This is a genomic window from Rhizobium sp. Leaf262 (assembly GCF_001422245.1).
In the GTDB taxonomy this organism is placed as follows: Bacteria; Pseudomonadota; Alphaproteobacteria; order Rhizobiales; family Rhizobiaceae; genus Agrobacterium.
The window spans coordinates 52,549-64,707 of record NZ_LMMM01000002.1 but is presented as its reverse complement, the minus strand read 5'-3'; the positions used below and the strand labels follow the sequence as shown (position 1 = coordinate 64,707).

Annotated in this window: 11 protein-coding genes; 6 read left to right on the top strand and 5 right to left on the bottom strand. The window is 57.1% G+C overall.

Annotated features, from left to right (window positions below; all coding sequences use genetic code 11):
* Nucleotides 1-11: 11 nt before the first annotated feature.
* From ASF29_RS03895 to ASF29_RS03880, 4 genes are all read right to left on the bottom strand, one after another.
* Nucleotides 12-1,190 carry a DUF2333 family protein gene (locus ASF29_RS03895; RefSeq protein WP_062448793.1) on the bottom strand — a complete coding sequence of 393 codons (1,179 nt, stop codon included), beginning with the start codon at nt 1,188-1,190 and terminating at the stop codon, nt 12-14.
* A 200-nt stretch (nt 1,191-1,390) separates the two neighbouring features.
* Nucleotides 1,391-2,413 carry a hypothetical protein gene (locus ASF29_RS03890; protein WP_062448792.1) on the bottom strand — a complete coding sequence of 341 codons (1,023 nt, stop codon included), beginning with the start codon at nt 2,411-2,413 and terminating at the stop codon, nt 1,391-1,393.
* Nucleotides 2,414-2,506: 93 nt separating this feature from the next.
* The gene (locus ASF29_RS03885; protein ID WP_062448790.1) at nt 2,507-2,953 is read right to left on the bottom strand and encodes a pseudoazurin; all 447 of its coding nucleotides are present in this window, start codon (nt 2,951-2,953) and stop codon (nt 2,507-2,509) included.
* Between the two features lie 122 nt (nt 2,954-3,075).
* Entirely contained in the window at nt 3,076-3,657 is a 582-nt protein-coding gene (locus tag ASF29_RS03880) for a thymidine kinase (RefSeq protein WP_062448788.1), read from the bottom strand.
* A 261-nt stretch (nt 3,658-3,918) separates the two neighbouring features.
* On the opposite strand from ASF29_RS03880, the gene ASF29_RS03875 reads away from it, so the two are divergent.
* The 4 genes from ASF29_RS03875 (at nt 3,919) to ASF29_RS03860 (ending at nt 7,626) form a co-directional block, all read left to right on the top strand.
* On the top strand, nt 3,919-4,827 hold the full coding sequence (locus ASF29_RS03875; protein ID WP_244473487.1) for a choline ABC transporter substrate-binding protein: 909 nt from the start codon (nt 3,919-3,921) through the stop codon (nt 4,825-4,827).
* Nucleotides 4,828-4,863: 36 nt separating this feature from the next.
* Nucleotides 4,864-5,766, top strand: coding sequence for a choline ABC transporter permease subunit (gene choW / locus ASF29_RS03870; RefSeq protein WP_244473486.1), 903 nt, complete (start codon nt 4,864-4,866; stop codon nt 5,764-5,766).
* Nucleotides 5,763-6,809: a choline ABC transporter ATP-binding protein gene (gene choV, locus ASF29_RS03865; RefSeq protein WP_062448782.1), complete on the top strand. Its 1,047-nt coding sequence runs from the start codon at nt 5,763-5,765 to the stop codon at nt 6,807-6,809. Before choW ends, choV begins: the two co-directional genes overlap by 4 nt.
* 496 nt (nt 6,810-7,305) lie before the next feature.
* The gene (locus ASF29_RS03860; protein ID WP_062448780.1) at nt 7,306-7,626 is read left to right on the top strand and encodes a metalloregulator ArsR/SmtB family transcription factor; all 321 of its coding nucleotides are present in this window, start codon (nt 7,306-7,308) and stop codon (nt 7,624-7,626) included.
* Between the two features lie 107 nt (nt 7,627-7,733).
* Here ASF29_RS03860 and ASF29_RS03855 read toward each other — a convergent pair whose 3' ends face one another.
* On the bottom strand, nt 7,734-8,903 hold the full coding sequence (locus tag ASF29_RS03855) for a DUF3095 domain-containing protein (RefSeq protein WP_062448777.1): 1,170 nt from the start codon (nt 8,901-8,903) through the stop codon (nt 7,734-7,736).
* Between the two features lie 284 nt (nt 8,904-9,187).
* On the opposite strand from ASF29_RS03855, the gene ASF29_RS03850 reads away from it, so the two are divergent.
* The gene (locus ASF29_RS03850; protein WP_062448775.1) at nt 9,188-10,294 is read left to right on the top strand and encodes a branched-chain amino acid ABC transporter substrate-binding protein; all 1,107 of its coding nucleotides are present in this window, start codon (nt 9,188-9,190) and stop codon (nt 10,292-10,294) included.
* Nucleotides 10,295-10,427: 133 nt separating this feature from the next.
* Nucleotides 10,428-12,137, top strand: coding sequence for an adenine deaminase (ade, locus tag ASF29_RS03845; protein WP_062448773.1), 1,710 nt, complete (start codon nt 10,428-10,430; stop codon nt 12,135-12,137).
* Nucleotides 12,138-12,159 lie beyond the last annotated feature (22 nt).

The window sequence follows — 12,159 nt, the reverse complement described above, 5'->3', positions numbered from 1 at the left end:
GCCGGTATGTTTTACCGGTCCAGAACGGATCGCAGCTCAACCAAGTTCGAGCGCACTCTCAACACGTAAAAGCCCATGGTCGCCAGATGCGACGGCATGATCCATCCGCTTTCGTCACCGTTGGAAATGACGAAGGGCTGAATGCGCAGCGCGGCGCGTGTCTGAAGCAGAGTGTCATTCCAGAGGCTGGTCAGATTGCGTTCGCGAATGACCTGCGAGAAGTCCGCACCGGCAGCGGAGAGAATGCCGTAATAGCCATAGAGCTGACCGTAAGCGAACCAGAAGCGATCATCCGCACGGGTATCGAACCAGCCGCCATTGTAGTTCTCGGACCGTTCACGAAGAATGGCTGAGGTACCGCCAATGTCGTTTGCGATACGATCCACGAACTGGATGAGGTTGTCCGCACGTCCGTCGAAGACGGAGTTGCATTGCGACAGGCTTGCGTTGAATTTGCGCAGGCTTTCCGCCGCAGACCGATAATAGCTTGGGCTCGGTGTCTTGGGACCGAAAGGATTGAGACCGAAGTACCAGGAATACTCGTCGAACTGGAGGTTACCGCGAGCGCTCTGGAGGTTGTTGTCCACGCCGGACGTGCCGCGAACACGACCAAGCGAGTCTACCAGTTCCACCGACGTCCGGCGAACGGCCTGATTGACGCCGCGCTGGAAGGAAGCCTTGTTATCGAGGAAAGGCGTGCTGTCCCAATCGATGCCGAAAAGGCCGAGGCGATAGAGCAGCATCGAAGAAATCCACGCATTCTGATCGACATTGAAATCAATCAACCCGGCAGAGACATCCACGATAGCCGAGCTCTGGCAGCTCTTTGCCGCCGCAACGGCAGGAGCAGCATCGGCAGCAGGCGGTGTGGCTGTGGATGCCGCCGCCGTTGCTGGTGCAGCCGCGGGCAGTTCCTGCCCCGCACCCAGCGTGCGCTCCGAAAACTTGTAGCTGTTGACGTAGTCGGGGTTGAAGTTTGTCCAGACCTGCGTCTGCCAGACGAAATAGCCATAGAGACCGACGATGAAAACGAGCGCCGCAGCAATCGGCACCTTGATGAAGCCCTGTCGGTTTCCATACCAGCCATGGGCTGCGCGGAACGGCCAGAAAAGCCATGCGATCACAAGAGATGCGCCTCTTCCAAGCGCCGTAAAAATGCGCCTGAAAAACGCGAGGACCGGATCGAGCATCGTTAAACTCTCCTTAGCGCATCAGCCGGGGTATCCCCAAAAGACCAGATGCCCAGTTTCACCAAGCCGGAACCGCCCTTTGAACAGTGGACGATCCAGTGCGACAATCACGCGCGATCCGGCTGCGGATCGCTGTCACTCACATATGGTGCCCAAAGACACGATACAACGGAAGGCGCGTCGTTTTCTGAATGCAACCATCACGCTTCCGGCTGGGCCAAGGCATTGCGGCGATGCGCCAGCGCGTCATCGGCGCGGGTTTTGCGTTTTTCGATGTCCTGCATGGTCACAGTACCCTGAGCGTGCAACGACAACAACGTGCCGAACGCACCAAGAAGCGGCGGCTCCGTCTCGCCTGAAGTTTGTGAAGAATGAGGCTGAGCAAGGGCAATCAGTGGCTCTAGCGTGCCATAGACGGCATCATATAGCTGGAAGCATCGTTCGGCCTCCAGCGCAAGCGCGTGGGAAACCACGCTGTACAGCGAAACCATATCGTTCAGCACATCTATCAAATCTCCTAGCAAGATGGCCTGACGATCCAGGACGTGATGCTCCACGGCCAATTGCTTCCGGCTCTGAAGAATGATGTCGTGCTGCCCTGCCGTTTCGGTTTCCTCGGATTTGAACTGGGCAAGACGCGCTTCGTCTTGGCCGTCGGCGATCTTGCGCCGCAGAGTGCTGAGCGCAAGCGCGACCTCCCTGTCACGTTGCCGAGCCTCGTCCATGGAGGAAACGACGCCACGACGCTGCTCCATACTGCGCACGAGGGTTTGCTCACAGGTCGGAACCAGCCCTGCCGCATGGTCCTTCTCGGTTTGAACGAACCCGTAGATGTCAGCGGCGTCCGTCAGGATCGACCGCAGACTATCGGCGATGGCCAGTTTTCTGGAGCGCGAGACTTTGAACGCCGCGCCGCTACGCCGCCGGAACATCGCGAGAAAGGCATCGAAACGGCTGACCTCATCAACCCTGTCGAACGCGTCATAGGCGTGGTCGGTACGCTTCGAAACACTCATGCACGACGCCAGAAGATCGGCTTCGAGCAAGGTCTTCGTCTTCTGCACCTCAGCCAGTTTTGCCGTCTCTGCCGCAAACGCGGTTTCATCGCCATTCTGCGGAAGCTTTCCCAACCCTTCGGCAAGCGCTGCCGTCAGCGTCTGAAATCGCTGGGCAAGCTCTTTTGTCTTTACGATGTGACTATCGAACGAAGGCGATTTGGCCATGCAGGGTGGTCTCCCGAATCACTGGCCGAAAAAGAGGCCGCTCATATAAATATGCGCGACCTTTACTCAATGCGGGAGATGGAAATCCACGCGTTAAAGATTGAGCTTGGCCAGCTCGGCATCCAGTCTTTCGCGCGCCTTCTTGGGAAGCTTGCCTGTTTTGACGGCATCCAGATTGGGCGGAGCCTCGCCAACGACGATGAGCGCCACCATGCCCATGCCCAGATGCGGCGTGCATTTGAAGACATAGGCACCGTCCTTATCGACGGTGACCTTCAGCGCCTCGTTCATCTTGCCCCTGTATTCCTCTGCACCATCAGGAATGAGCCCCTTCACGGCGGAGGCGTCATGACCCTTGTCGACAGGAACGAACGTGATGACGTCGCCGATCTTGGCTTTGACAGCGGCAGGCTCAAACACCATGGCCTGACCATCCGCGCCCTTGTTCAGCATCCTGATCTCGATATCGGCAGCAAGGACCGGCAATGCGAAGAGCCCTGCCACGGCAACACCGGTCACGAGACGAAGAATATTCTTCATACGACTAACTCCCTGAGCGAGACCGCGAAGTCGCGGTCTTTCCACGACGGTCCTACGCCCGGAGCAAGCCTCCTTCCTTGACCAAAATCAAAATGCGCCAACCTGTCGCAGTCACAGGTATCTCACTCGCCCTTGACGGTCTCGATCCAATGCCGGCGGCAGAAGGAAACGTATTTCTCATTGCCGCCCACATCGATCTGCGCGCCCTCTTTCACGACGTTACCATCAGAATCGAACCGTGCGACCATGGAGGCCTTGCGCCCACAATGGCAGATCGTGCGGATTTCACGCAGCTCATCGGCTATGGCGAGCAATTCTCTGGACGCGGGAAACAGTTTGCCCTGAAAATCCGTGCGCAAACCATAGGCCATGACCGGTATGGACAGCCGATCGGCGATTGCCGCCAGTTGCCACACATGATGTTCCGACAGAAAATTCGCCTCGTCGATGAAAACGCAGGCCACCGGTTCTTCGGCATGAAGACGTTTCACATCAGCGAAGATATCCGTCGTATCGTCGAAAACGAGCGCATCGGACGACAGGCCAATACGAGACGCGACCTTGCCGACACCGGCGCGATTATCGAAGGCAGCCGTAAAGATCAGTGTGCGCATGCCGCGCTCCTGATAATTGTAGGATGCCTGCAGGAGCATGGTGGATTTTCCGGCGTTCATTGCCGCATAGTTGAAGTAGAGCTTGGCCATCATGCCCTCCGGGTCGTTCTTTGGAGGTCTTTTGCAGGGCAGAGACGACACAGGGCAAGAGCAGGACAGTAAAAAACACAGGTTTCAGCAGCCCGACACACGCATTGAGGGCGATATAAAATTTCTACCCCGTGTCGCAAATGCGCCTGAGTTGATTGTGCGGCGCATATATTGATAATGGCAGGGAACTTAAAAAACAGGGAGTAAGCAATGCTTGCAAAAAACCACCGCTGTCTGGCCCTCGCCGCAGCAGTTTCTGCCATGGCACTCTTCACCACCGCCGCATCGGCTGCGGAACCTGCCAGTTGCGGAACGGTCCGCTTTTCCGATGTCGGCTGGACAGACATCACCGCGACCACAGCCACTGCCTCCGTCATCCTCAAAAGCCTCGGCTACGAAACGGACGTCAAAATCCTGTCCGTTCCGGTGACCTACACCTCCCTGAAAAACAAGGATATCGACGTTTTCCTCGGCAACTGGATGCCGACCATGGAAGGCGACATCAAAGCCTATCGCGATGACAAATCCGTGGAAACTGTGCGCGAAAACCTGACCGGCGCGAAATACACGCTGGCGACAAACAGCAAGGGCGCCGAGCTCGGCATCAAGGATTTCAAGGACATCACCGCCCACAAGGATGAGCTGAGCGGCAAGATATACGGTATCGAGCCGGGCAATGACGGCAACCGCCTGATACTGGGCATGGTGGAAAAAGACACGTTCGGCCTGAAGAGCTTCGACGTGGTGGAATCGTCGGAACAAGGCATGCTGGCACAGGTGGCCCGCGCCGAGAAATCCGGTGACCCCATCGTCTTCCTCGGCTGGGAACCCCACCCGATGAACTCCAACTTCAAGCTCACCTATCTGACCGGCGGCGACGATGTTTTCGGCCCGAACCTCGGTGGCGCGACCATCTACACCAATGTCCGTGCTGGCTATCTGCAGGAATGCCCGAATGTCGGCACCTTCCTCAAGAACCTCCAGTTCACGCTTCCCATGGAAAACGAAATCATGGGCAAGATCCTGAATGATGGTGCAGAGGGCGAAGCCGCGGCGACCGAATGGCTGAAGGCTAATCCTTCCGTCATCGAGCCATGGCTGGCCGGCGTCAAGACCAAGGACGGCAGCGCAGACGCCCTGCCCGCAGCAAAGAAGAGCCTCGGTCTCTGACCGACGACATGACTGCATTGAACCCGTCTTCCGGCCATCAGGCGGGAAGACGACCATGACTCCGTTCACGAAAGGTCCGATCTTACCGTGGAATGGCTCAGCGCTTCTCAAAATCGTTTACCGATCGGTCGATATGCCAAAGAAGCAATCGACTGGTTGACCGGAAATCTCTCTTTTTTCTTTGATTGGTTATCCTTCATTTTCGAAAGCGTCATAAACGCTTTTCTCTTTCTGCTTCAGACACCCCATCCGCTTATCATCGTCGCCATATTGACGGCGCTTTCGGCGTGGATGCGCCGCTCCATCGGCATGCCGCTGTTCACAGCGCTCGGTCTGCTGCTCATCATCAACCTCGGATACTGGAAGGCCACCACCGAAACATTGGCTCTGGTGATTGCCGCCAGCGCCGTATGCATGGCCTTCGGCGTGCCGCTCGGCATCTTCGCAGCCCGGCGCAAATGGGCCTATGCCATCATGCGCCCGGTTCTCGACCTGATGCAGACGATCCCGACCTTCGTCTACCTCATTCCGGCGCTCGTCCTGTTTGGCCTTGGCATGGTACCCGGACTGATTGCCACGGTCATCTTCGCTTTGCCCGCACCCATCCGCCTGACGCGGCTTGGCATCATCTCCACGCCACCCGCTCTCGTGGAGGCGGCGGTCGCCTTCGGCGCGACCCCGTCGCAGGTTCTTCGCAAGGTCGAACTACCCTTCGCAACGCCGCAGATCATGGCGGGGCTGACGCAGACCATCATGCTGTCGCTGTCGATGGTGGTCATATCCGCGCTTGTCGGTGCCAACGGCCTTGGCGTGCCGGTGGTGCGTGCGCTCAACACCGTCAATATCGCCATGGGCTTCGAGGCCGGTCTCTGCATTGTGATTGTCGCGATCATACTCGACCGTCTGTTCCGCCTGCCCGGATCGGAGGATGAGGCATGAGTGACGCGATCATATTTGAAAACATCGATATCGTCTTCGGCAACAATCCTGCCCAAGCCCTGCCATTGCTGGATGCGGGCAAAACGCGCGCCGAAATCAAAGCCGAAACCGGCCTTGTGCTCGGGGTCGCAAATGCCTCGCTCACCGTCAAGGAAGGGGAAATCCTCGTTTTGATGGGACTTTCCGGTTCCGGCAAATCGACGCTCTTGCGTGCAGTCAACCGGCTGGCACCCGTGGCAAGGGGCAAGGTCAGCGTGAAAACGCCCACAGGCTACGTCGATCCCTATCAGACGTCTACGAAAGCGCTGCGGGACTTGCGCACTCACACGGTGTCCATGGTGTTTCAGCAGTTCGGGCTGCTTCCATGGCGCAACGTGGCGGACAATGTCGGCTTCGGGCTGGAACTCGCAGGCATGGGAGAAGCCGAGCGCAAGAAGCGGGTTGCCGAACAACTGGAGCTTGTCAATCTGTCCGAATGGGCCACCCGCAAGGTCGGGGAACTCTCGGGCGGGATGCAGCAGCGTGTAGGCCTTGCCAGAGCCTTCGCCACCGGCGCGCCTATCCTGCTGATGGATGAGCCTTTCTCGGCGCTGGACCCCCTCATCCGCAACCGACTTCAGGACGAACTTCTCGAATTTCAGAGCCGACTGAAGAAGACGATCCTCTTCGTCAGCCACGATCTGGACGAGGCATTCCGCATCGGCAACCGCATAGCGATGATGGATGGTGGCCACATCATCCAGTGCGGCACGCCACAGGAGATCGTGAAAAACCCGTCTAACCAATATGTCGCCGATTTCGTGCAGAACATGAACCCGATCACCATGCTGACTGCGGCAGACGTCATGCGTCGGGGTGTCACTGCCGAAAATGCCGGACTGGCGGTGACCGCAACCGCCCGGCCAAACTCCCCGCTCGTCGACATTCTGGATGCAATGGCCAGACAGCCGGGCGCGATCGGCATCGTGGACAACGGATCGATTATCGGCACCGTCTCTGCTGACGACGTAGTGCGCGGACTGACGCTCCATCGTCGCAAGTGACGAATCCTGCGGCGCGTCACGAGCGCGCCGCAGGCCCGCCGATGCGCTACCCTTTATCCTTGCAAGCTGACCTCACGAGACAATCCGACGCAATCCACGATTGCTAGCTGAAGAGATTCGTCGCCGGGACCTGTAAGACTGCCTTCCAACTTTCTTCAAAGCAGGTGCGAGATTTAGGGGCTCATCCGAAAGCCCATAAACCATATGCCGGCAATATGATTTAGCGAAATCGAAAATGAAATACCAACAGATCGGCATTTATAAAAAAATCAGCCCAATGAAATTCGTTAGAACGCGATAAAATAGAATTTTAGACTATTTTTTAAGAAGAAGACGAGCAAATATGATAATTTCACGTATTGCTAATAAAGAGTAGGCTGTACCTTAGATTTAGGTATATACAACGATCTTACCGAATTGATACACTTGCGCCATATAACGTTTCGTTTTGCCATTGAGGCAGTCCGGTTGGGCTTCACTCAGGAGAAGTGAGAATATGAACACAGAATCGCTTTCAGAACAGTCCACAGCAGCAGCGGGCCTTCTTTCCGCTATGGCAAATCCAAAGCGGCTGATGATTCTCTGCAGCCTCGTCGAAGGCGAAGTGCCGGTCGGCGTATTGGCGACGCAGGTAGGCTTGAGCCAGTCCGCTCTGTCTCAGCATCTTTCCAAACTGCGTGCCCAGCGCTTGGTAAAGACCCGCCGGGATGCACAGACCATCTACTATTCCAGCACATCGGAATCCGTGAAGAAAATTCTGGCGACGCTTGAAGGCATCTACTGCGCCCCGGCAAGCACGGAAAAAACAGCGGCCTGAATGTTAGCGCGAACATCACTGCGTAACCGGCTTCATTAAAGCTGGTTGCCGGTGTTGCGTTGTTAACGCCATGCACCCTTACGGTTGCATGGCGTTTTTCTTTTTTGTCAGATCATAGACTGCATTTGCGCCTTGAGATGACTTGCGGCTTTTGCATAACCTCCATCACCACCATCGACGAAATGCATGTGGTCTTTCGACAATGGCGAAGGCACGATGCAGGTCATAAGCGCAGTGTCCTGCTCGTGAAGGCCATAAAAGCAGATGCCCTCGCGCGCCGCCCCTTCCAGTCTCGCCTTGATCCTTTTGAGGGTATCGCCATCCACGTCGACGGTCATTTTCAGCCCGTCATCGAACTTGCGAAAATCCGTATTGCTGGCCACCGAGCGCTTGTACTGCACGGGATCAAATCGGCCGACCGTCTTTTTGAAGCGATAGAGGACCGCGATGAGGATGGTCTGGAAAAGGACCCAAGCCCCTTTGCGAAGCTGTGCAACACGGTCACGATAGGCGGACAGGGATTTGGCCTCGAGAACCAGACCTTCCCGTATGAAGCCGAGTGGAGGTCCGTCGACCGGCACCGGGTGCCCGCCTCGCCCGTCCTCATTGGCCAGCGCAACGATTTCGGAGACGATTTCGCGAAATGCCAGCGGATTGGTATTCGGCCCCGGAAGAGCTATGATGGAAACCACTTTGCCACGCGCCGCTTCAATGGGGTTCCAGCGGCAGGACAAGCCGGTCAGATCCGGCCTAGCCCCGGCTTCTGCAGGATCGACCAGAAAACGACCGGCTTTCATCTGTTCATCGGCCCAATGGTTTCCACCGCCGGAAAACATGGCATAGGACACATCGTCGCTCGCCTGAAAACGCGCAACGCGGACATCGAAGCCCTCATCGCGGATGGCGGACAGCGGCACGATGGCAGCTCTCAACATCAGGCCGATATCATCCGATACCCATGTCTGCACCTTTGCCAGAGCGTCGCGTGCCGCATCGATCTGCGAGGGGGCAATCGCAACTGCCGCTCCATCGCCACCGAAGATGAAAGGAAGATCATGGCGCTGGAGGGCATTCAGGAGGCCGGAAATGACACCCGCCCCTGCCATATTCACCGCCTTGTAGCGGCCGGTTTCGATTGCGCCGGTGGAATCGATGATATCCGCCAGCGCAAGCGCCCAGCCATCGGGAAGAGCGCGATAAAGCATGGGGTCCGCTACATCTTCGAAATGCAGAAAGACCGGCAGGCTTTTTAGAAACTCTTCGTCGGATGGCGTCATGACGTCACTATCTCCCCGTCTGCATCGAAAAGCCAGCAGTCAAAGTCGCGAACCCTGCAAAACAGGTACCCGGTCTGTGCTCACCAAGGATTTACGCAGACGCATGTGAAATAGATCAAACATGGCTTGCGAAATCGCCTCTGGCGAGTAAGACCAGAACAGGATGTCGGAAATCAAATATGAGACGGCACCGCGTGGTCCGGGACAAGGCTTGATCTGCGCTACGCAAGCGCACCTGCTTCCGGTGACATCGGGGACACGAAACAACCCAAGGAGAGACAGTAATGAAATTCAAGATTTTATCGGGCCTGACGCTTGCCGCATCGGTTGCCTTCGCACCGCTGGCGCATGCCGAGATCGTCATTGGCCTCATCGCGCCGCTGACAGGTCCGGTCGCTGCCTATGGTGATCAGGTCAAGAAGGGCGCACAGACTGCCGTTGATGTCATCAACAAGAATGGTGGCATTCTGGGCGAGCAGGTCGTCCTGAAGCTTGCAGACGATGGCGGCGAGCCCAAGCAGGGCGTTTCTGCGGCAAACCAGCTGGTGGCCGAAGGCATTCGTTTCGTCGTTGGCCCGGTGACCTCCGGTGTCGCCATTCCTGCATCCGACGTGTTTGCTGAAAACGGCATCCTGATGGTCACGCCCACGGCAACCGCACCCGATCTGACAAACCGCAGCCTGTGGAACGTGCTGCGGACGTGCGGTCGCGACGACCAGCAGGCCGAAGTGGCAGCAAAGCTCGTGCTGGCGCAGCTGAAGGATCGCCGCATCGCCGTTATCCACGACAAGGGCGCGTATGGCAAAGGCCTCGCTGACTCCTTCAAGAAGACGCTCAATGCCGGTGGCGTGACCGAGGTATTCTATGACGCCCTGACACCAGGCGAAAAGGATCTTAGCGCGCTCACCACCCGTCTGAAGTCTGAAAATGTCGATGTCGTCTACTTCGGCGGTTATCACCCAGAGGCTGGCCTTCTGGTTCGCCAGTTGAAGGACGCAGGCGCAAAGGCAACCGTGATTGGCGGCGACGGACTGTCCAACACCGAATTCTGGAGCATCGGCGGTGACGCAGCCGCTGGCACCATCTTCACCAATGCGGCCGATGCCACCAAGAGTGCCGACTCCAAGGCTGCTGCCGACGCACTGACTGCGGCCAACATTCCCGCAGAAGCCTTTACGCTCAACGCTTACGCAGCCGTCGAAGTCTTGAAGGCAGGCATTGAAAAGGCCGGAAGCGCAGAAGACTCCGAAGCCGTCGCAAAGGCCTTGAAGGCCGGCGAGCCTGTGGCGACTGCCATCGGCAAACTGACGTATGGCGAGACGGGTGACCTGACCTCGCAGGCCTTCTCTCTTTACAAGTGGGAAAACGGCAAGATCGTTTCCGCCGAGTAATATACGCTGAACGCCACTATTGAACCGGGCGCGCCAGTCGCGCCCGGTTTTGTTTTTATACCCGGATTTGCTGGACAAGCGCTTGGCGCATCTGCTTACTCTGGCCAGCAGCACGATAAAGATGAGGTAAATGATGGCATCCGCACTCGAACGCAGAATCGATCAGGGAACTGGACGCGAAAAAGCGGATATCGTGCTGAGAGGCGGCCGTTTCTTCGACCTCGTCACGGGTGAACTGGTCGCATCCGATATCGCGATCTGTGGCGATACCATCGTTGGTACGGGTCACAAATACGAAGGTGTAGAGGTCATCGACATCACCGGCAAAATCGTCGTGCCCGGCTTCATCGACACGCATCTTCACATCGAGTCCTCGCTGGTCACGCCTCATGAATTCGACCGTTGCGTACTTCCCTATGGTGTAACGACGGTCATTTGCGATCCGCACGAAATCGCCAATGTTTTGGGCAGCGAAGGCATCCAGTTCTTTCTGGATTCTTCGCTGGAGACCATTATGGACATTCGCGTCCAGCTTTCATCTTGCGTTCCCGCAACGCATCTGGAAACCTCCGGTGCCGATCTGCCGATCGAAAAACTGCTGCCGTTTCGGAACCACCCGAAAGTCATCGGCCTTGCCGAGTTCATGAACTTCCCGGGCGTGATTCACAAAGATCCGATCTGTATGGCCAAGCTCGAGGCATTTCAGGGCCAGCACATCGATGGTCACGCCCCGCTCCTATCCGGCACCGCTTTGAACGGTTATCTGTCTGCCGGTATCCGAACCGAGCATGAGTGCACCACCGCGACGGAAGCGCTGGAGAAAATCCGTAAAGGCATGCATATCCTTGTGCGTGAAGGCTCGGTTTCCAAGGATCTGCACGCGCTGATGCCCATCATCACCGAGCGGCTGTCTCCCTATCTTGCGCTTTGCACCGATGACCGCAACCCGCTCGACATCGCCGAGCAGGGCCACCTTGATTATATGATCAGAACCGCCATTCGAAGTGGCGTCGAACCGCTGGCGATCTATCGCGCCGCATCGATTTCCGCTGCAAAAGCCTTCGGCCTCCGCGACCGAGGCCTTGTCGCGCCCGGCTGGCGCGCTGATCTGGTGGTCATTGATACGCTGCAGAACTGCAAGGCCAGCATGGTGTTTTCCGCCGGACGCAGGGTCACCGACGATCTCTTCGCCGGCCGCAAGTCCGTAGCGCCCGTGGGCCTGGACAGCGTCAAGACACGACCGGTACACGCCTCCCATTTCGGCGTTCCCGCTACCGAAAGTGAGACACCGGTCATTGGCGTCATGCCCGGAAAGATCATCACCGAACATCGCCGCTACACACTGCCCACGGATGGAAATCAGACAAGTGTCGATCTCGACAATGACATCATCAAGGTTGCTGTCATCGAGCGCCATGGAAAGAACGGCAACCATGCCAACGGCTTCGTTCAGGGCTTCGGCCTCAAGAAAGGCGCCATTGCCTCCACCGTCGGGCATGACAGTCACAACATCTGCGTCGTCGGCGTCAATGAGGACGACATGGCCCAGGCGGCAAATCGTCTAGGGGACATCAAGGGCGGCTTCGTTGTGGTAGAGAACGGCAAGGTCACCGGGGAGATTGCACTTCCGGTGGCGGGGCTTATGAGCCTTGAGCCATATGAGACTGTGCGCGACACGCTGCACGAATTGAGAAAAGCCGCTTATGCACTGGGCACCACATTGGAGGAGCCCTTCCTGCAAGTCGCCTTTCTGCCTTTGCCCGTCATCCCGCATCTCAAGATTTCGGACATGGGAATGGTGGATGTCGACCGGTTTGCGCTCATTGATCCAAGAAATAACTAATTGAATGGACCCAAATATAAAA